The sequence below is a fragment of the Neoaquamicrobium microcysteis genome (assembly GCF_008180155.1).
Taxonomy (GTDB): domain Bacteria; phylum Pseudomonadota; class Alphaproteobacteria; order Rhizobiales; family Rhizobiaceae; genus Aerobium; species Aerobium microcysteis.
The window spans coordinates 296,881-314,358 of the sequence record NZ_VSZS01000063.1; the positions used below are offsets into that span (position 1 = coordinate 296,881).

The 17,478-nt window shown below is 61.8% G+C and carries 25 protein-coding genes and 2 tRNA genes; 13 read left to right on the top strand and 14 right to left on the bottom strand.

Features of this window, described 5'->3' with window-relative positions:
• Positions 1-405, bottom strand: coding sequence for an Arc family DNA-binding protein (locus FY036_RS13420; protein WP_148915237.1), 405 nt, complete (start codon positions 403-405; stop codon positions 1-3).
• 89 nt (positions 406-494) lie between these two features.
• Here FY036_RS13420 and FY036_RS13425 point away from each other — a divergent pair, with 89 nt between their 5' ends.
• The 11 genes from FY036_RS13425 (at position 495) to FY036_RS13475 (ending at position 7,965) form a co-directional block, all read left to right on the top strand.
• On the top strand, positions 495-677 hold the full coding sequence (locus tag FY036_RS13425; protein WP_148915238.1) for an Arc family DNA-binding protein: 183 nt from the start codon (positions 495-497) through the stop codon (positions 675-677).
• A gap of 19 nt (positions 678-696) precedes the next feature.
• Entirely contained in the window at positions 697-978 is a 282-nt protein-coding gene (locus FY036_RS13430; RefSeq protein ID WP_148915239.1) for a hypothetical protein, read from the top strand.
• Positions 975-1,256 (top strand): hypothetical protein, encoded by a 282-nt coding sequence (locus FY036_RS13435; RefSeq protein WP_148915240.1) that lies wholly within the window; start codon positions 975-977, stop codon positions 1,254-1,256. Before FY036_RS13430 ends, FY036_RS13435 begins: the two co-directional genes overlap by 4 nt.
• Positions 1,253-1,459, top strand: coding sequence for a helix-turn-helix transcriptional regulator (locus FY036_RS13440; protein WP_148915241.1), 207 nt, complete (start codon positions 1,253-1,255; stop codon positions 1,457-1,459). Before FY036_RS13435 ends, FY036_RS13440 begins: the two co-directional genes overlap by 4 nt.
• A gap of 191 nt (positions 1,460-1,650) precedes the next feature.
• The gene (locus FY036_RS13450; protein WP_148915243.1) at positions 1,651-2,391 is read left to right on the top strand and encodes a helix-turn-helix domain-containing protein; all 741 of its coding nucleotides are present in this window, start codon (positions 1,651-1,653) and stop codon (positions 2,389-2,391) included.
• A 166-nt stretch (positions 2,392-2,557) separates the two neighbouring features.
• Positions 2,558-2,965 carry a hypothetical protein gene (locus tag FY036_RS13455; protein WP_148915244.1) on the top strand — a complete coding sequence of 136 codons (408 nt, stop codon included), beginning with the start codon at positions 2,558-2,560 and terminating at the stop codon, positions 2,963-2,965.
• A gap of 12 nt (positions 2,966-2,977) precedes the next feature.
• On the top strand, positions 2,978-3,259 hold the full coding sequence (locus FY036_RS13460; protein WP_148915245.1) for a hypothetical protein: 282 nt from the start codon (positions 2,978-2,980) through the stop codon (positions 3,257-3,259).
• A gap of 3 nt (positions 3,260-3,262) precedes the next feature.
• Positions 3,263-4,108, top strand: a complete 846-nt coding sequence (locus tag FY036_RS13465) for an HK97 family phage prohead protease (protein WP_235897666.1) — start codon at positions 3,263-3,265, stop codon at positions 4,106-4,108.
• Positions 4,108-5,289 carry a phage major capsid protein gene (locus FY036_RS13470; protein ID WP_148915246.1) on the top strand — a complete coding sequence of 394 codons (1,182 nt, stop codon included), beginning with the start codon at positions 4,108-4,110 and terminating at the stop codon, positions 5,287-5,289. Before FY036_RS13465 ends, FY036_RS13470 begins: the two co-directional genes overlap by 1 nt.
• Before the next feature lie 82 nt (positions 5,290-5,371).
• A complete protein-coding gene (locus tag FY036_RS23780; RefSeq protein ID WP_161601134.1) occupies positions 5,372-5,575 on the top strand; it encodes a hypothetical protein in 204 nt (67 codons plus the stop codon).
• The gene (locus FY036_RS13475; RefSeq protein ID WP_161601135.1) at positions 5,575-7,965 is read left to right on the top strand and encodes a tape measure protein; all 2,391 of its coding nucleotides are present in this window, start codon (positions 5,575-5,577) and stop codon (positions 7,963-7,965) included. Before FY036_RS23780 ends, FY036_RS13475 begins: the two co-directional genes overlap by 1 nt.
• A 46-nt stretch (positions 7,966-8,011) precedes the next feature.
• On the opposite strand, the gene FY036_RS13480 is transcribed toward FY036_RS13475, so the two are convergent.
• The 12 genes from FY036_RS13480 to FY036_RS13535 all read right to left on the bottom strand — a co-directional run bounded on the left by FY036_RS13480 (position 8,012) and on the right by FY036_RS13535 (position 14,832).
• On the bottom strand, positions 8,012-8,512 hold the full coding sequence (locus FY036_RS13480) for a hypothetical protein (protein WP_148915248.1): 501 nt from the start codon (positions 8,510-8,512) through the stop codon (positions 8,012-8,014).
• Between the two features lie 21 nt (positions 8,513-8,533).
• Complete coding sequence (locus FY036_RS13485) at positions 8,534-8,842, bottom strand: hypothetical protein (protein WP_148915249.1); 309 nt, start codon at positions 8,840-8,842, stop codon at positions 8,534-8,536.
• A gap of 145 nt (positions 8,843-8,987) precedes the next feature.
• Positions 8,988-9,063 (bottom strand) — tRNA-Phe (locus tag FY036_RS13490).
• A gap of 172 nt (positions 9,064-9,235) precedes the next feature.
• Positions 9,236-9,436 carry a DNA gyrase inhibitor YacG gene (gene yacG, locus FY036_RS13495; protein ID WP_148915250.1) on the bottom strand — a complete coding sequence of 67 codons (201 nt, stop codon included), beginning with the start codon at positions 9,434-9,436 and terminating at the stop codon, positions 9,236-9,238.
• A 4-nt stretch (positions 9,437-9,440) separates the two neighbouring features.
• Positions 9,441-10,067, bottom strand: coding sequence for a Maf-like protein (locus FY036_RS13500; protein WP_148915251.1), 627 nt, complete (start codon positions 10,065-10,067; stop codon positions 9,441-9,443).
• A 35-nt stretch (positions 10,068-10,102) separates the two neighbouring features.
• The gene (infA, locus tag FY036_RS13505; RefSeq protein ID WP_006200926.1) at positions 10,103-10,321 is read right to left on the bottom strand and encodes a translation initiation factor IF-1; all 219 of its coding nucleotides are present in this window, start codon (positions 10,319-10,321) and stop codon (positions 10,103-10,105) included.
• 103 nt (positions 10,322-10,424) lie between these two features.
• The gene (locus FY036_RS13510; RefSeq protein ID WP_235897667.1) at positions 10,425-10,871 is read right to left on the bottom strand and encodes an arsenate-mycothiol transferase ArsC; all 447 of its coding nucleotides are present in this window, start codon (positions 10,869-10,871) and stop codon (positions 10,425-10,427) included.
• 2 nt (positions 10,872-10,873) lie between these two features.
• The gene (locus FY036_RS13515) at positions 10,874-11,356 is read right to left on the bottom strand and encodes a UPF0262 family protein (protein WP_148915252.1); all 483 of its coding nucleotides are present in this window, start codon (positions 11,354-11,356) and stop codon (positions 10,874-10,876) included.
• 3 nt (positions 11,357-11,359) lie between these two features.
• Positions 11,360-12,658, bottom strand: a complete 1,299-nt coding sequence (gene hisD / locus FY036_RS13520; protein WP_148915253.1) for a histidinol dehydrogenase — start codon at positions 12,656-12,658, stop codon at positions 11,360-11,362.
• A gap of 16 nt (positions 12,659-12,674) precedes the next feature.
• Positions 12,675-13,112, bottom strand: a complete 438-nt coding sequence (locus FY036_RS13525) for a DUF2948 family protein (RefSeq protein WP_148915254.1) — start codon at positions 13,110-13,112, stop codon at positions 12,675-12,677.
• A 110-nt stretch (positions 13,113-13,222) separates the two neighbouring features.
• Complete coding sequence (murA, locus tag FY036_RS13530) at positions 13,223-14,512, bottom strand: UDP-N-acetylglucosamine 1-carboxyvinyltransferase (protein WP_148915255.1); 1,290 nt, start codon at positions 14,510-14,512, stop codon at positions 13,223-13,225.
• A gap of 125 nt (positions 14,513-14,637) precedes the next feature.
• Entirely contained in the window at positions 14,638-14,832 is a 195-nt protein-coding gene (locus FY036_RS13535) for a hypothetical protein (RefSeq protein WP_201744757.1), read from the bottom strand.
• Positions 14,833-15,031: 199 nt separating this feature from the next.
• Between FY036_RS13535 and FY036_RS13540 the strand changes: the two genes are divergently transcribed.
• Positions 15,032-15,106, top strand: a tRNA-Thr gene (locus tag FY036_RS13540).
• A gap of 92 nt (positions 15,107-15,198) precedes the next feature.
• The gene (locus tag FY036_RS13545) at positions 15,199-16,773 is read left to right on the top strand and encodes a tyrosine-type recombinase/integrase (protein WP_201744758.1); all 1,575 of its coding nucleotides are present in this window, start codon (positions 15,199-15,201) and stop codon (positions 16,771-16,773) included.
• Positions 16,774-16,984: 211 nt separating this feature from the next.
• Here the strand turns inward: FY036_RS13545 and FY036_RS13550 are convergent, their stop codons facing one another.
• Positions 16,985-17,440, bottom strand: a complete 456-nt coding sequence (locus FY036_RS13550; protein ID WP_328593104.1) for a DUF1998 domain-containing protein — start codon at positions 17,438-17,440, stop codon at positions 16,985-16,987.
• Positions 17,441-17,478: the final 38 nt, after the last annotated feature.

Genomic DNA, 17,478 nt, shown 5'->3' on the forward strand with positions numbered 1-17,478 from the left:
CTACTTCTCGCCGAGTTCTTCAGCTCTACCGTCGTTGGCACGTACCTTTTTGGGCGAAGTGACAAACCCTTTCTCGGATAGATATTCCCTGAGAATTTGTCGAATGGCCTGGGTCCTCGTCAGATCCTTGCCCGCTTCGCGCTGCGCGATGATGAAACCTTCGATATCAATGTCTCTGCAATCGAAATACAGTTCTTCAAGCGCACGCTGGGTCGCCGCGAAACGCAACATGTAGGCGACGAAGCCTTCACCTGACATGTCCAAGAACATGCCATTCACCGACTGATCTAGCCGCACGACGATCTCCGAATTGATCGATCGACCGCTCTCTTTCGCAGCGACCTCAATAGCCGTCTTCAGGTCGGCCGGCAGTCTTAAACGGAAGTGTGGATCATCACGCGCCATGACGCACCAATGGCGCACATTTCGCTTGACCGCAATAACGCAGTGTGCGCTATTTATGACGCACCGTGCGTTAACGTTAAGGAGCGATTATGGCCCGCACAGATCCGCAAGTCGCAATACGGCTTCCGCCCGACGTAAAAGCCTTCATCAAGGCCGAGGCGGCTGAAAATGCCAGTTCTCAAAACAGTGAAATTGTCCGCGCGATACGCGAGCGGATGAAAGCAAAAGGCTCGGCAGAGGCGGCAACCTCTCCGAGCCATGTCACCTCGTAACCCCGCAAAGGATAGGAAGATGATGACCAGCAATATAGCGGCCGCCGCGCCGCATGCAAGCGTGTTGCGCGAGGCTCTGAAGCTGCTTCGCGATATGGAACCCGAATTCCACGCCGCCAAAGACCTTATGAACGCTGTCACGCTCATCGCGGAAGCGATGAGCACCAATGAGGGCGAATCGATCGCTGTTGTCTCCTCGATCGCTTGGGTAAAGACGCAAGACCTTATCGAACAATGGAAGGACATCACCCAACTGCTTTTCGAGTGTGACGCCGAAAAGCAGGGAGGCGGTGCAGCATGACCGCGAAGCTTGAGGACCTGTCTCGCGCCGAATTGATCAAGATGGTCGAGGCCATTTGGTCCGACGCGTGCGACCTGCGACGCATCTGCTACCTGCTGATGACAGACGTAGACAGCAGCCTCGATCCGAAGCGAGGCCGCCGCACTGACTACGGCATCGACCTCACGTTCCAGACCGAAAGCATCGATGTGACGCAGTGGCTCGCTTCTGAGGCGTGGGATCGGTCGAGGGTCGTATCTGACAAGCTTGAACGTTTCGTTTTCGAGGATGCGCCATGACCGCGACCGATCCTCTCCTGAAAGCGCGCGAGGTCGCGGACATGCTCCGTATATCGATCCCCTCGCTCTATCGCCGCATCGACGATGGGACAATACCGCCGCCGATCAAGCTGGGCCACCTGTCGCGCTGGAGCCGTGCTGATGTCATGGCGGCGTTGGCCTCGGCCAAGGGTCGGGAGGCCGCCCATGGGCGCTCAAGATGACATTCCCGTAGGGGGCACGACTGGACACTGCCACGAAAGCAGTGCGGCGATCTCGGAGGCCGCGCGTTGGTACGCGGCCAACCGGGACGCCTGCGAGCGGCCGGTCATACCTGCCCTGCGGCGGCGTTTCGGGCTGACGGCTCACGAGGCCGTCACGGCGCTTCGGGAGGCTAAAGCGGGAACAGGCGACGATGCGTCCCAGACAGGCAAATGACCTGCTCTTTGCCTACGTCACGCTTGCCGTCGCCGTTCCTGGTCTTTCGCCGAGCGCGAGAAAGGTGGGGGCTTTGCTGCTAGAGCATTTGAACCGGAAAAGCGGCCAGTGCGATCCGAGCATCGAACGCATGGCGACGGTACTCGGCATGGGACGCACAGCCGTAAAGGATGCTACCGCCGAGCTATGTCGCGGCGATGACGCGTTGTTTGAACGCGTCACTCATGGTGGCCACAACCACAGGACGGCGTACATCCCTCGCTGGGAAATCTTCGCTGAATTGCACGGCGAATATCGTGCTCGGTTTAAGGAAGGATCGGCACCGTCAATGGGCCGGAAATCCGGCCGTTCAACCGCCAATTCAATAGGCCGGAAAAGCGGCTCATTATGGGCCGGAAATCCGGCCGTTAATAGGCCGGAAATCCGGCCACAAACCTATAGAACTAACCTCAAGAATAAACCTAAGCAGGTTGAGGGGTCGCACGAAGACGAGCAAATCGCCGCTGTTTCTGCCTCTCCCGAGGGGCGCAATGGGCTCAGGAAAGAACGGCATCGGGCGCAGGTTCCCATGCTACTCCCGGTTGCAGGCGGCAAGAGCGCATCGAAGGCGGATGCCGCCGAGGCCGCACATTGGCGCCGCGTTGCAGCCGAGATCGAGCAACTACCAAAACACCAACGCGAGGCGGCCTGGCTGGCCGCGCAGGAGGCAAAGCGATGACGCGCGCTGCTGCCGGACGGGGGGCGGGTCGAAAGTCTGCAAGCGCCGCTCGGCTAGACCCGCGTCCCCCTCACTCGCATCTTTTTTTCTCGGCGACCAAAATCTCAAGGGCCCTCGCCTCTTTGCGAGCGGATGCCACAAAAAAAGTGTCAAGGATTTCAATGTGATGGCCGTTGACGACGCTGACGAGGCACCTGAAACCGTCCCATTTTCTTTATTTGTGAGCCAGCCCGATCTGCCGGGACTACCCGCGCGCGAGCGCCGTTGTCTGCGCTGCGACGAGCCTGTTGCCGCACCGAAACGTGACGGGCGGCCGACCGGGTTCTGCTCCGATGAGTGTCGCAAGGCCCAGCGCGCCGATCAGGTCCGCGCCTGGCACAAGCAGAACCCCGACAGCGCTCCGGGAAGCGCTCTTTCGTGCTGGGCGTGCGAACGCGTGTTCGCAGCTCCCGAACGCCGTGCCGGCCGCCTGCCGCGCTACTGCTGTGACAAATGCCGCCTCGTCGGCCGCAACGCCCTTGCCGCCGGCTACCGGGCGCGCGGTCGCAAGGTCAAAACCTCAAGCTCCAACTGAAGGATACCCCCCATGAAACCGAAAAAAGTGACCGCCGAAAGCGAACTGGAAGAACGCAAGAAAGCCGCTTGCGATATGATCGTTGAGCGTGCCGCGTTGATGATGGTCCAAGAGGTCAACGCGCCGTTCAGTATGATCCTCGACCGACTGTTGACCTATGCCGCCGCGCAAGCCTGCGTCAACGATGGGTCCCCCCACACCGCCGCCGCTTTCCGCGTCGTCGCTGACAAGATCGAGGCTGGACTTTTCCACAGTGTGACCGGCGAGAACGCCGGAAACAGTGCAAGGCATTGACGGATGCCGAACGCGAGATGTATTTCTAGCGTCGGCTCGATCGAGAGCGTCACCGGCAAGTCCGGGGCGCACAGCGACGAACCACCTTCGAAAGCACCGGCGACCGTACCGGGCGCGAAGCTGAAAACGGGCAGAGATGCCCGAGCTTTGTCGTTATTCGAAGGTGCTGCCATGTCTTCCAAGCTCCACATCAAGAATACCCCGGAAATCCGGCTTGCTCCCGTGTTCGAAGTTCGCTCGGCCGAGGCCGCAACGGGCATCGTCACCGGATACGCCAGTGTTTTCGGCGGCCCGCCTGACAGCTACGGCGACATCATCGCGCCGGGCGCATTCACGCGGACCCTCGCTGAACACAAGTCCGAGAGCACGACGCCGGCAATGCTCTGGTGTCATCGTTCCGATGAACCTGTAGGGCGCTGGCTGGAGCTGAAACAAGACGGACACGGCCTTTTCGTCCGCGGCAAACTCAACCTCGACACACAGGCCGGCAGGGAAACCCACGCCCACATCAAAGGGGGCGACGTGACGGGTTTCTCCATCGGCTTTCTGCTATCCGAGGGCTCGCGAAAGCGCAATGACGACCGGTCTTGGACAATCACCGACCTCGACCTTTGGGAAATTTCGGTGACGCCGATCCCGGCGAACAAGCGCGCTCGCGTCAGCGAGGTGAAGTCCCTCCAGTCAAAATCCGACCTGATCGAAATGCTTCGTGAGGGCGGGCTCGCGAAAGCGGCGGCCGCGCGTGTTGCGGCCGGCGGATGGCCGGCGCTGTCCGGCAACAACCACGAAAAAGCAACCGACCTGGCCCAGCGCATCGCGCGCGCCACGGCAACCCTCAGGACCAAGTGATGACCCACCACAATCGATATTTTACACGCGCAGCGGCCGCTCTGTTGGCTTCGGGCGCGGCAATCCACCGCAAGGATGATCCGCTGGAACTGCTCACAAAGTCGTTCGAGGATCATCACAAGACGGTCGATGAAATCCTCGCAAAGCACTCGCAGAAGGCTGAAGAACTGCAGGCTCGTATGTTCGAGCTGGAGCAGAAAGGCGCGCGTCGCAGTATGGCGGGCTACGGCAGCGGCCCCGTGTCCGCTGGCGCCGAGGTATCGCAAAGGATGCAGGATCTCGCGCACGTCTATGATGACAAGCGCGCGAAGGCCCGCATCGAGGTGAAGGCGATCACCTCCGATGTAGCATCGGCGGGCGCGCTGGCGTCTCCAGATCGGCAGCAGGGCATCACAATGCTGCCCAAGCAACGCCTCACCATCCGCGACCTGCTCGGCAAGGGTCGCACGACCAGCAACTCGGTCGAGTACATGGAACAGACCGGCTTCACCAACAATGCGGCCATGGTCGCAGAGGGCGGGCTTAAGCCGGAGTCTGACATCTCCTTTGCGTTCAAGGATACGAAGGTGAAGACCATCGCCCATTGGGTGAAGGCTTCCCGCCAGATTCTCGCCGACGCGCCGCTGCTCCAAACGACAATCGACACAGAGCTGCGCTATGGCCTAGCGCTAATCGAGGAGTACCAACTTCTCATGGGCGACGGAACGGGCCAGAACCTTTTCGGCCTGATCCCTCAGGCGACCGACTATGAGACGACGCGCAATCTCCCCGGCGATACTCGCTTCGACACCCTTCTGCACGCCATCGAACAGGCGGAAGTCGCTCTGTTGCCAGCGAGCGGCATCATACTCAACACCAGTGACTGGTTTGCCATGTTGGGTATCAAGGATGGCGATGGGCGCTATATCTCCGGTGGACCGCTTGCCAACGTTCCGGAGCGGGTTTGGCGGCTTCCTGTTGTTTGGACCAACGTCATGCCTGCCGGCACGTTCATGGTTGGCGCTTTCGAGACGGCGGCTACGATTTATGATCGCGAGGATGCGACCGTCGAGCTTGGCTACGAAGGCGACGACTTCATCCGAAATCTGCTCACCATCCTTGGCGAGGAACGTTTGGCGTTCGCGGTGAAGCGTCCCGAAGCACTGATCCACGGCGAGTTCCCTGCCGGCGTCGAAGAATAGGCGGCGCGCTGGCGAACGCGCTGCCTTGCGGCGGTCACTTCTCCCCGGCAGTGACCGCCGCCCCTTCATAAGGATTTCCACGATGCAGCAATCACCACACTTCGACTTCGCGATAAGCGCTGCTGACGCATGCGTCGCAGCGCTTATCGACAAGGGCATTCCGGCCGAGGACATCGCCGACGCGATGCTGACCAAGGCGCTTGCCGCCTGGGGTGCTGCCAAATGTCGGGAGGAAAGCGCCGAAGCGCTTCTCACGCTCTGGACGATCGAGCGGGACGGTATCTGATGGCCGCGCAGGATCTGGAAAGGCTGGTTGTTCAGCTGTCGGCCGACTTTAAGCAGTTCGAGCGGCAGATGTCGCGCGCCGCCGGTGTGACCAACCGGCAGTTTCGGGCGATCGAGGATCGGGCGCGGCAGCTCAACCGCAACCTTGACGGTATCTTCATGGGCATGGGCCGATCGATCATCGCGCCATTAGGCGGCGTCGCTGCTGCGCTTGGCACTCGCGAGATCCTGCGCATGGCCGATACCTGGACGGAGCTCAAATCTCGCGTGGATCTTGCCGCCGGCTCCATCGAGAACGGCGAGGCCGTCATGGGTCGCCTGTCAGAGATGGCGCGCCGGACCTATTCCGGCCTTGAGCAGACGGCCGAGGGCTGGCTTTCCAACGCGACCGCGCTTCGAGAGCTCGGGATGTCGACGAGCCGCCAGCTGGATCTGGTCGAAACACTCAACAACGCCTTGGTAATCTCGGCGGCGAAAGGACAGCGCGCCGAGTCGGTGATGTCGGCATGGGCAAAGGCAATGGCCCTTGGCGAGCTTCGCGGCGACAACCTCAATACCGTCATCCAGTCCGGCGGGCGCCTGGCACAGGCGTTGGCCGACAGTATGGGCGTAAGCGTTTCCTCGCTGCGAACGCTCGGCCAGCAGGGCAAGATCACGACGCGGGACATGGCGGGCGTTACCTCGGAGCTCGAAAAGCTGCGGAAAGAGGCCGACAGTATGCCGGCTACGATCGGCGACGCGATGCAGCTCCTGCGCGACGCGATGCTGCAGTATGTGGGCGGGGCAGACCAGGCGGCCGGCGCATCGGCCGCGCTCGCCGAGAAGATAATCCTTCTCGCGGACAACTTCACCGGCGTCGCCGACACAGCCCTACAATTCGCAACCATCGTCATATCCGCCCTCACCGGTCGCGCCATCGGAGGGCTGGTGAAGGCTCTTCCTGTAGCCACCACGTCCGTGATGGCGCTGGTTACCGCCATGCGGGCCGGAACCCTGACGGCCACCGGGTTTGCGGCGGCTCTCGGGCCGATGGGATTGTTGCTGGGGGCCGCAGCAGCGACGCTGTACATGGTCAGCCAGCGGCAAGGAGAGGCCGACCAGGCCGCCGAGCAGCACCGACTGACCGTGGTCCAGCTTCGTGACGAGATCGCCAATCTCGACTATGCCAACCACGATGCTGTCGCATCGACGCGCACGAAGATTGCGGCCGATCTGAAGGCCGCAGAGGTCGCGCTAGAACGCGCGCAGGCAGAGTACCAGCTTGCCGAGGCGCTTCAGGCGACGATCGACCAGCGCGCCACGCCATCGACCGCGCGGACATATACCGGCTTTGGTGTCGATACCTCGAAAGTCCCCCTTGGCGGCCAAGATGTCGTCGCGCAGAACATCGTCGCCGGCCAGCGAGACATCACGGCCGAGAAGGTCGAGCGCATGCGCGAGCGTGTCGAGGAAATCAAGGCGCTAAGCGCGGAGTTCGACGACTATGCATCCGGCAGACGCACGCCGCCGCCGCGAGGCGAAAGACTACCATCGACCCTGCCTGCTAACGGAAAGGGCAAATCGACAAAAGACCGCGCCGACGAATACCAGCGGCTGGCCGAGCGCATTCGTGAAGCCACGGCGTCGCTGGTGGCGGAAACGGAAGTCCAGCGCCAGTTGAACCCGCTGATCGACGACTATGGCTATGCCATTGAACGCGCGCGCGTGGAGCACGAGTTGCTGAACGCGGCAAAGAAGGCGGGCGTGCCGATCACCGCCGAGCTGCGCGGTGAGATCGCTAACCTGGCCGAGCAGTATGCAGTGGCGACCGTTGAAGCCGCGAAGCTGGCAGAAGAGCAGAACCGCGCGCGCGAGAATGCCGAACACTGGCTGGGTGTGGGGCAGAACGTCACCAAGGGTTTCATCGATGACCTGATCCGTGGCACGAGCGCGGCCGGCGCCTTTGCCAATGCTATCTCGAAGATCGGCGACGCGCTGATCAACGACGTGCTGTCGAACATCTTCAAGATCAACCAGGCGGGCTCCGGCGGCATCCTGGGCAGCATCATCGGCCTGATCGGCGGAAGCATCGGCGGCGGGGTGCGACTTCCCGGCATGGCACCGATCCCGACGCCTCGGCCGATGCTGGGTGCATCCATGGCCGCCCCGATGAGTTCGCCGGTTCAGGCGCCCACCATGCCCAATTTGTCGGCGATGAAGGCTGCGGCAAAACCGCAGGAGCTGCGCGTGCTCGTTGTCGCCGAAGAGGGGCCGATGCTGCGGCCGGTGATCTCTGCCACGTCTCGCGACGTTGCCGTTAAGGTCACGCAGGTGGGATTGCATGAATTCTCGCGCGGCGCAGGCCGGGCGATGGTGCTCGATGTCATCGAAGATCCGCGCAAGAGGGGCTGAATGATATGCGAGTTACCGGAGAAGCATGCGACGTCCCTCAGGCGTTCTAATCTAACGCACCGTAATCGTCCGGATCCAGGATCATCATTGAGCGCTTCGAGATTGCAACACTGAGCCGGCGGTCCCGTTTCCATATTTTCGGCTGGGCATATCGCCAATAGATCTCGCATTCGATAGTGTTGTCTGGATCGATGACGTCGACGTTGCTGGGTTTCAACAGCAACAGCTCACGATGGGATGCTGGATCTATCACCGTCGAGCGGCCGCCTTCGAGCAGCGCGGCGACTATCGATCGGGTTTGATGGTCCTCGGCAATACTGAACTCATTCGGTCGCATGCCCGCCCGCCAACTGACTATGATTGGCCTGTCGGAAGGGTTCGAAATTTGGAGATACGTCCCCTTTGGCATGCCGCCCGGTAAGAGGGGTCGAACGACTACAATCGCGGTGGGGGAAAACCGAAAAACTCGATCCCACAACACGAACAACCCTGTCGCGAGGCCGACAATCGCGCCAACGCCTTGGATGGTATCCCAAAGAGTCTCCATCGTTGTTGCCCGCTAGGCGATCTAGGCTTTGCGAAGCAATTCGTTGTGGATCGACAGGATTTCGTCAGCGATTTTCTCAGCTTCTTCGTCGGTCATCTTCCCGATCGTCGCCTGTAATGTCCCCTCTCCTTTGTAGGTTTCAGGCCTAGCCGTTGCGCGCTCAAATACGTCTCGATACCGCGCACCCAACTCTGTATCGGTGAAATCCGCAGAATTTACGGTAATCATCGCGATAAACGCGTTCAATAACCGCGTTCGAATGTCCGATGAACTTACGAGGCACGAAACGGCATTTCCGAACTTCTCACGATGGTATCCCTCTATCGACATGAACCCCTCCCAATGTGACCATAGGCCGGTTTCCGAACAAAAGCATACCGGTGAGCCGAGGTAAACGGAGGGTGGAACGAGAGGTGGATAAACCTGAACGAGGTCGCGGTAACCGATTGAAAAGAAAGGAAAAAAAGAAATCGAATGGTGCCCAGAGGCGGATTCGAACCACCGACACGCGGATTTTCAATCCGCTGCTCTACCAACTGAGCTATCTGGGCATCCGATGCCGAAGATGCCTCAAAGGCAATCTTCAGCGCGGCGGTGTTGGCTTTCCGCCGGAAGCGCGTGGGTTATAGCACGAGTTTCCCGCCTGTCCAGCGCGAAGAACCACGTTTTCTCGACTAAATTCACCCGGATTTGCAACGGGCGAAAAGTACCGATGACACGCGGTCAGTGTTCCTCGTCGTCGAGGTTTTCGTCTGCTTCCGTGACCGGGATCGCATAGGAGCCGGAGAGCCATCGGTTGAGGTCTAGATCCTTGCAGCGCGGCGAGCAGAAAGGATAGTCGGCGCGGGTGGAAGGCTTGCCGCATTCCGGGCATGGGCGGCGCGGCCGCAGCGGCGTGACCTTCGCCGGCTCGCTTGCGCTCATCGGATCAGCCCTTTACGCCAGCGTGCCAGCCCGCCAGCACCTTGTAGCCGTCTGCTGAGAGCAGCCCGACCGTCTCATAGAGCGGCAATCCCACGACGTTGCTGTAGGAGCCGACGAGCTTGACGACGAACGCGCCTGCCAGACCTTGCACGCCGTAGCCGCCCGCCTTGCCGCGCCATTCGCCCGAGCCGAGATAGCTGTCGAGTTCCTCGCGCGACAGCCGCTTGAAGCGCACGCGCGTTTCCACAAGCCGCTGACGCAGCTTGCCGCCGGGCGTAATGAGGCACACGCCGGTGTACACGCGGTGCGAGCGGCCGGAGAGTAGACGCAGGCAGTTGGACGCCTCGTCCAGCGTCTCGGCCTTGGGCAGGATGCGCCGCCCTACGGCGACGACCGTATCTGCCGCCAATACGAAGACGTCGCCCTCGCCATCGGCCTTCAGGCCCTGCAGCGCCTTTTCGGCCTTGGCCTTCGACAGCCGCTTTGCCAGCGAACGGGGATGTTCGGCGCGCAGCGGGGTCTCGTCCAGATCGGCCGGGAACAGCCGATCAGGCTCAATACCTGCCTGCTGCAGAAGCTCGATCCGTCTCGGCGAGCCCGAGGCAAGCACCAGCTTCTGTGATTCACTCATTGAAAACCCGTCGGCCTGCGGGAGGTCTCGTATCGCTACTTGAAGCGATAGGTGATACGGCCCTTGGTCAGGTCGTAGGGCGTCATTTCGACAAGAACCTTGTCGCCAGTAAGAACACGAATGCGGTTCTTGCGCATGCGGCCCGCCGTGTGCGCGATGATTTCATGTTCGTTCTCGAGCTTGACCCTGAACATCGCGTTGGGCAACAGTTCAGTGACGACGCCCGGAAACTCCAGTACTTCTTCCTTCGGCATCCGATTCCTATGAATTGATGAGCATCGCCGGCCCCCGGCCGGAAATTCCGGCGGAACCTATATGATTACACCGGATTTGTGAACATGCTTATTCCCGGATTGTTCACGGCGTGCGGCGCGTGAACCGTTCGGCTATCCGGGCCTCCAGCCTGTCGCGAACATCGCGGTAGGCCTCCATGATGCGCTCGCGCGTGCCGGAGGCGTCCGACGGGTCCGCGGTCGGCCAATATTCGACCTCCACGGCCATGGAGCGCGTCAGCTCCAGTGCCGCATGATGGGCCTCCGGCGCGAGCGTGACGATCAGGTCGAAATAGTCGTCCTCCATAGCATCCAGCGTCTGGGGCTGACGCTCGCCCAGCGACAGGCCTTTCTCGGCCAGGACTGCGTCGACGAAAGGGTCGCGCGCACCCGCGCGAACGCCGGCGGAGGCCAGGAAGATGCCGGCCGGAAGGGTGGCCCGAGCCAGCGCCTCGGCCATGGGCGAGCGGATCGCGTTCAAGCCGCACAGAAACAGGATGGAGCGGGGAGCATGGACCGCACCCGACGCCATGGTCAACCCCGCCAGTGCAGCACGCATACGAGCGTGAACAGCCGCCGCGCCGTATCGAAATCCACCTCGATCTTGCCGGCAAGACGATCCATCAGCGTTTGCGACCCCTCGTTGTGCAGGCCGCGTCGCCCCATATCGATCGCCTCGATCTGCGACGGCGTGGACGACCGGATCGCCTCGTAATAGCTCTCGCAGATCATGAAGTAGTCCTTCACCACCCGGCGGAAGGGCGTCAGTGACAGGATGTGAGTGACCACGGCCTCGCCGCTCTCGCGCGCGATGGCGAAGACAAGCTTGGAATCGACCACCGACAGCCGGAGCTTGTACGGCCCGCCCGCATCGTCACCCGCCGGCCGGAAGGAGTTGTCCTCGATCAGGTCGAAGATGGCGACGGCGCGCTCGTGTTCCACGTCAGGCGTCGAACGTCCGATCGATTCGTCCAGTTCGACATCGATCAGCCGGGCGTTTCGATCGCTCGCGCTCATCGGTCAGCTTTCGGGATTGAGCCTGATGGCGACCGAAGCCGCATGGCCATCAAGGTTTTCCGCGCGCGCAAGGGTAATCGCCGCAGGGCCGAGCGCACGAAGCTGGTCCGGCCCGAGCTTGAGGATCGAGGTGCGCTTGACGAAATCCAGTACCGACAGGCCCGAGGAGAAGCGCGCCGAGCGCGCGGTGGGGAGCACGTGATTGGACCCACCGACATAGTCGCCAATCACTTCCGGCGTATGGCGGCCGATGAAGATCGCGCCGGCATTGCGGATTTTCCCAACAAACGCCTCGGCATCCTCCATAGCAAGCTCAAGATGCTCGGCCGCGATGCGATTTGCCAGCGGGACGGCTTCGGCGAGATCGGAGACGAGAATGATTGCGCCATAGTCGCGCCAGCTGGCCCCCGCCATCGCACCGCGCGGCAGGCGCGCGAGCTGGCGTTCCACCTCGGCTTCCACCGCGTCGGCCAGCCCGGCATCGTCGGTGATGAGGATCGACTGGGCCGCGGCGTCGTGCTCGGCCTGCGCCAGAAGGTCCGCGGCCAGCCAGGCGGGGTCGTTTTCGCTGTCCGCGATAATCAGCACTTCCGACGGCCCGGCGATCATGTCGATGCCGACGGTGCCGAAGACGCGCCGCTTGGCGGCTGCGACATAGGCATTGCCGGGGCCGACGATCTTGGCGACGGGCGCGATGGTTTGCGTGCCATAGGCAAGTGCGGCAACCGCCTGCGCCCCACCCACGCGATAGACCTCGCTGACGCCCGCCAGCCTAGCCGCCGCCAGCACAAGCGGGTTGAGCTCGCCGCGCGGCGACGGCACGGTCATGACGATGCGCTCCACGCCCGCGACGCGCGCCGGGACCGCATTCATCAGCACCGAACTCGGATAGCTGGCCGTCCCGCCGGGTACGTAGAGCCCGACGGCCTCCACCGCCGTCCAGTGCGACCCAAGCTCTACACCGATAGGATCGACATAGCGGTCGTCCTTCGGCATCTGGCGCGCATGGTGTGCCGCGATGCGCTTGTGGGCAAACTCCAGCGCAGCCAGTGTATCGCGGTCGACCCGCTCCATCGCGGCGTCCATTTCCGCCGCATCGACCGCAATACCCGCTTCGGACAGGTCGAGCTGGTCGAAACGCTTCGTGTAATCGATCAGCGCGGCGTCACCTTCGGCGCGCACACGGGCAATGATATCGCGCACGACGGCATCGACATCTTCCGAAACCTCACGCTTGGTGGCGAGGAAGGCGGCAAACCGGGCTTCGAAGTTCGCTTCGGAGCTTGCAAGGCGCAAAGGCATGAATGGCGGCTCCCCCTCAGCCGATATGCGTCGGGCGTGAGGCCGCCTGCCATGCGGCCCCCAGATCGGCCAGCCGCGCCTCGACATAGTCGACCTCCAGACGAATCGCCGCGCCCGCCGAGCAGGTGAGCTCGATCACACCAGCTGGCGCTTCCGACCCCGGCTCGAAGCGTATGGCAAGGAGCGACAGCACGTCGTCTGCCTTGTCGCGCGCAAAGCCGGCCGTCTTGACGCCGCGCACAGCCTCGAAGTGAAGCGCGCTGCGCCTGCGCTCATTGTTGCGCGAGAACAAACCCTTGCGGTTTTCCCAGACGAAGCGGTTCATGACCACGACAAAACGCTTTTCGGCGGCGAGATAGACAAGATCACTCACCTTCATCACGGCATCCTGCGAATGGGCAGAGATGACCTGCAGATCCTGTTCGTCGAGGGCGACAAGCTTGAGCTGTGACATGGCGGGCGCAATCCGGAGGTGCCGGGACGGGTTTGTCCCGGTCTAGGCCGTCTTTGTGTGCGGCGCAACCGAAAGAGCGGCGCAAAAGTTCCGCAAAAAGCTGCGTATCGTCAGGAAGACAGGCGCTCGATGGTGGCGCCGCAGCCCGAAAGCTTCTCTTCCAGCCGCTCGAAGCCGCGATCGAGGTGATAGACGCGGTTGACCACCGTTTCGCCCTCGGCCGCGAGGCCGGCGATGACCAGCGAGACGGAAGCGCGAAGGTCTGTCGCCATGACCGGCGCACCCTTCAGCTTCTGCACGCCATCCACGATGGCCGTCTGGCCCGACAGCGTGATCTTCGCACCGAGCCGGGCGAGTTCCTGAACGTGCATGAAGCGGTTTTCGAAGATCGTCTCGGTGATGTGCGAACGGCCGTTCGCCCGCGTCATCAGGCCCATGAACTGAGCCTGAAGGTCGGTCGGGAAGCCGGGAAAGGGTTCGGTCGTCACGTCCACCGGCTGGATGCCCGCGCCGTTGCGGCGGACGCGAATGCCCGAATTGAGCGGGGTGATCTCGACACCGGCGCGCGCAATGGTTTCCAGCGCGCTTTCAAGAAGGTCGGCACGCGCGCCTTCCAGGATGACGTCGCCGCCCGTCATTGCCACGGCCATGGCGTAGGTGCCGGTCTCGATCCGGTCCGGGATAACCTGATGGGTTGCCCCGGAAAGCGACGAAACCCCGTCGATGACGATGGTGGGCGTGCCCGCGCCCGACACCTTCGCACCCATCGCGTTGAGGCATTCGGCTAGGTTGACGATCTCGGGCTCGCGGGCGGCGTTCTCGAGCACGGTCTGGCCGTGGGCAAGCGTCGCGGCCATCATCAGCACATGCGTCGCGCCGACCGAGACCTTTGGAAATACGTAGCGGTTTCCGACCAGCCCCTTGGGTGCGCTGGCATGCGCGTAGCCCTGCTCGATCTCGATATCGGCGCCCAGCGCGCGCAGGCCATCGATGAAGAGGTCCACCGGACGCGTGCCGATGGCGCAGCCGCCGGGCAGTGACACGCGCGCCTCGCCCATGCGCGCCAGCAGCGGCCCGATCACCCAGAATGACGCGCGCATCTTGGAGACGAGTTCGTAAGGCGCGGTGGTGTCGACGATGTTCTTCGCGGTGAAGTTCACCGTGCGGGCGTATGTCGAATTCTGCGCCTCTCGCCGGCCATTCACGGAATAGTCGACGCCGTGATTGCCGAGGATGCGGGTGAGCTGCTCCACGTCCGCCAGATGCGGCACGTTTTCCAGGCTCAGCGTCTCGTCCGTCAGCAGAGAGGCAATCATCAGCGGGAGGGCCGCGTTCTTGGCGCCCGAAATCGGGATCGACCCCTTGAGTTCGTTACCGCCGACAATCCTTATGCGATCCATGAAATCCCCTCGCCGGCGCGCCGGCCTCGTCTTGTCTGTCTGTTCAAGAGCCGGCCCGTCTAGCGCGACGGACGGCCATGTTCAATGGATGGCGGGAAACCATATCGGCCGAGCCCTCTCACAGGTCAGCCATCGCCCTTGTGGTCGTCCCCTGCCACCTTCACCAGCCCGTCGGGCCGCGAATCGGCCTCGCCGTCCCGTCTCGACCGCGCCTGCGCCTTGCGGCGCTGAAGGTTGGCCCGAAGCTTGCTGGCAAGCCGGGCCTTCTTATCTTCGTTTGGAGCCTGCTTCTGGGGCTTGCGCTCGTCGGGCGGGTTCAACCGGGAAATCTCGAGCTAAGGGCGAAATGTGTTCATCTGGCGGCGCAAGCCTATATCAGACCGAAGCGCCAGCTCAAAGTGCATAGCTGGCAAGAACGAACGCTCTGAAACCCTACCTGCATCGAACTGGCATTAATGGAGCGATCCACGCTTGCGCTCGGCCGATCCATATGGCAGAAGGCCGCCACATTCGCGACCTGCTGCGGTAGCTCAGTGGTAGAGCACTCCCTTGGTAAGGGAGAGGTCGAGAGTTCAATCCTCTCTCGCAGCACCAGTCTATCCCTTTGAAATCTTTAAATGCCTTGACCCGTAAGGGCTTCCGTCCATATTGATGTTACAAACTTCGTAACAAAGCGGGCGGCAATCGTGGCTGGCAAGGTGCGGAATCTTCTCAATCGAGACGGGCGCTACTTCGCCCGGCTTGTCATCCCGAAAGAACTTCGTCCGTTCATGGACGGCAAGACCGAACTGCGCACGCCGCTCGGTCCTGATCGTCGCGAGGCGCTAACGAAGCTTCCCGGCGCGGTTGCCCTACTGCAGCACAATATAGCACTCGGCGAACGCCGTGCCGTTGAGGGTGGCAAAAAATCGGTGACAGTCGGACGCTATCCCCTGGCTCCTGACCAGATCGCGCTTCGCCACTATCAATCTCAACTCGCATTTGATGAGGAAATCCGTGATGCCGATCCGCGCTATGCACGCATGGACATTGACGACCGACATGCCGCGCGGCTTCGCGATGGTTTTTCCGGCGCGCTTGATGATGACCAGCTAGAGGAACTTGTCGGATCGCGCATCGAACGTTTCCGACAGCTTGGCAACACGACAGCGGAACGCGGAACGGCGGAATGGCGAACGCTGGCGCGCGCCTTGTGTGTCAGTGAATATGAACTGCTTTCACGCGTGGCCGAACGGCATGACGGCGATTGGGGCGGCAAGCCGACGCACCCGCTCTTGGTCAACGCCGCCCCGGTGGCCGACGAAAAGCCACCCCTCCCCCTGAAGCGACTTCTGACGGACTACATCTCTAGCCGGAAGATCATCGGCAAGGGCCGGGGCATCGAAAAGCGCTGGACGCCTGTCTTTGTCGATTTGGTCAAGTTCATCGGCCACAACGATGCGCGGCGGCTCACCAAACAGAACCTTATGGATTGGCGCGATGCTCGCCTGAAGACCCTTTCAGCGAAGACCGTGGGGCATGTCTATCTCGCATCTGTCCGCACGGTGCTGAAATGGGCAGTCGAAAACGACAAGCTGGAAACCAACGTCGCCGAGAAAGTCCGGCAGAACGTGCCGAAGAAACAGCGGTCACGAGAAAAGGGCTTCACTGACAATGAGGCGGTAGTGATTTTGCGCGCGGCCCGCGACCACGTTCCGATCGTGACCGACAACGCCGCGACTATGGAAAACCCCAGGACCACGGCGGCGAAACGCTGGTCGCCGATCTTGTGCGCATTCACCGGCGCGCGCATCTCAGAAATCACGCAGCTACGGAAACAGGACTTCCGTAAGGAAGGTGAGACGCACGTCATGCGCATTCGCCCCGATGCCGGCACCGTAAAGGCCGGCGACTACCGTGACGTGCCTTTGCATCCGCAGTTGATCGAAATGGGCTTCATGGACTTCGTGGACGCCTCGGCGGACGGCCCGTTGTTCTATCCAGACCGGCGCGGCAAAAATCCGGCACTTGCTGCAAAGACCGTCACCGGCCGTATCAGCGTATGGCTTCAGGCACTCGGTGTGATCCCCGAAGGGGTTGCGCCTAGCCACGGCTGGCGACATCGCTTCAAGACGGTGGGACAGGAGCAAGGGATTTCCGACAGGACGCTAGACGCAATTCAAGGCCACGCGTCAAAGACGGCCGGCGATAACTACGGCGATGTGACGCTCAAGGCTCGAAAAGCAGCGATCGAGGCATTTCCCCGCTACGTGTTCGACTAGGTGCCAGTCGCGACATTCTATCGGAAGATTTGAGCATGGTTCGATCTGCCTCTGAAGTCCATCGCAGTATCGCTCGGTCAGCGCTCACCGACTCTTTGGCCAAGCTGTATCACTTGACGACTGCCTCCGTTCACCTGGCGCTGCTCTACCGAGGGCTCAGTTCGGTTCTCCTGACCGCAGGCGAGCACTTGGTGACAGCACTACATCAGGGCTAGCGCTTGATTTCACCGAAAATTGCCGACTTGGAGCCGACCAATGTTGAAACTAGGAGTCCTCGATCAAGCCTAGAATTTCGAGCCTCACACGACGTCTCGGGGACAAGGATGCAGGCGTGGCACGCGGCGCCATGGAGCGGCCGTTCATCGAGATCCGTCCCGGCGTGGTGGTCCGCACATATCGGGTCGTTGGAACAGAGTTCAAGGCTTTCGACTACCTTGGCCAAGATCTCTGGCAGGTGCTCCGCCATGCCACTCAGGCCGCCAAGAGTGCCCTGGGCGCCGGCGGTAGAGGTGTAGATGAGGATTCCGAAACGATCGGGCTGGCCCGCACCGCTGGCATAGATTCGCTCCTTCAGAGACGAGATAGGGTAACCACATGGCCTGCCCCTATGAGGTGGTCCGGTTTCAGTTTTAATGCATGATCGGCTTTCCGGCCATTGCCTGTGCAGATGGTGGTGCCGTTCTACGGTTCGGCGCCGGCCAGATG

Excerpts from the sequence above, each read along its gene's own strand:
- FY036_RS13420 (WP_148915237.1), bottom strand. The coding sequence starts at position 405 with ATGGCGCGTGATGATCCACACTTCCGTTTAAGACTGCCGGCCGACCTG.
- FY036_RS13425 (WP_148915238.1), top strand. The coding sequence starts at position 495 with ATGGCCCGCACAGATCCGCAAGTCGCAATACGGCTTCCGCCCGACGTA.
- FY036_RS13430 (WP_148915239.1), top strand. The coding sequence starts at position 697 with ATGATGACCAGCAATATAGCGGCCGCCGCGCCGCATGCAAGCGTGTTG.
- FY036_RS13435 (WP_148915240.1), top strand. The coding sequence starts at position 975 with ATGACCGCGAAGCTTGAGGACCTGTCTCGCGCCGAATTGATCAAGATG.
- FY036_RS13440 (WP_148915241.1), top strand. The coding sequence starts at position 1,253 with ATGACCGCGACCGATCCTCTCCTGAAAGCGCGCGAGGTCGCGGACATG.
- FY036_RS13450 (WP_148915243.1), top strand. The coding sequence starts at position 1,651 with ATGCGTCCCAGACAGGCAAATGACCTGCTCTTTGCCTACGTCACGCTT.
- FY036_RS13455 (WP_148915244.1), top strand. The coding sequence starts at position 2,558 with ATGGCCGTTGACGACGCTGACGAGGCACCTGAAACCGTCCCATTTTCT.
- FY036_RS13460 (WP_148915245.1), top strand. The coding sequence starts at position 2,978 with ATGAAACCGAAAAAAGTGACCGCCGAAAGCGAACTGGAAGAACGCAAG.
- FY036_RS13465 (WP_235897666.1), top strand. The coding sequence starts at position 3,263 with ATGCCGAACGCGAGATGTATTTCTAGCGTCGGCTCGATCGAGAGCGTC.
- FY036_RS13470 (WP_148915246.1), top strand. The coding sequence starts at position 4,108 with ATGACCCACCACAATCGATATTTTACACGCGCAGCGGCCGCTCTGTTG.
- FY036_RS23780 (WP_161601134.1), top strand. The coding sequence starts at position 5,372 with ATGCAGCAATCACCACACTTCGACTTCGCGATAAGCGCTGCTGACGCA.
- FY036_RS13475 (WP_161601135.1), top strand. The coding sequence starts at position 5,575 with ATGGCCGCGCAGGATCTGGAAAGGCTGGTTGTTCAGCTGTCGGCCGAC.
- FY036_RS13480 (WP_148915248.1), bottom strand. The coding sequence starts at position 8,512 with ATGGAGACTCTTTGGGATACCATCCAAGGCGTTGGCGCGATTGTCGGC.
- FY036_RS13485 (WP_148915249.1), bottom strand. The coding sequence starts at position 8,842 with ATGTCGATAGAGGGATACCATCGTGAGAAGTTCGGAAATGCCGTTTCG.
- yacG (WP_148915250.1), bottom strand. The coding sequence starts at position 9,436 with ATGAGCGCAAGCGAGCCGGCGAAGGTCACGCCGCTGCGGCCGCGCCGC.
- FY036_RS13500 (WP_148915251.1), bottom strand. The coding sequence starts at position 10,067 with ATGAGTGAATCACAGAAGCTGGTGCTTGCCTCGGGCTCGCCGAGACGG.
- infA (WP_006200926.1), bottom strand. The coding sequence starts at position 10,321 with ATGCCGAAGGAAGAAGTACTGGAGTTTCCGGGCGTCGTCACTGAACTG.
- FY036_RS13510 (WP_235897667.1), bottom strand. The coding sequence starts at position 10,871 with ATGGCGTCGGGTGCGGTCCATGCTCCCCGCTCCATCCTGTTTCTGTGC.
- FY036_RS13515 (WP_148915252.1), bottom strand. The coding sequence starts at position 11,356 with ATGAGCGCGAGCGATCGAAACGCCCGGCTGATCGATGTCGAACTGGAC.
- hisD (WP_148915253.1), bottom strand. The coding sequence starts at position 12,658 with ATGCCTTTGCGCCTTGCAAGCTCCGAAGCGAACTTCGAAGCCCGGTTT.
- FY036_RS13525 (WP_148915254.1), bottom strand. The coding sequence starts at position 13,112 with ATGTCACAGCTCAAGCTTGTCGCCCTCGACGAACAGGATCTGCAGGTC.
- murA (WP_148915255.1), bottom strand. The coding sequence starts at position 14,512 with ATGGATCGCATAAGGATTGTCGGCGGTAACGAACTCAAGGGGTCGATC.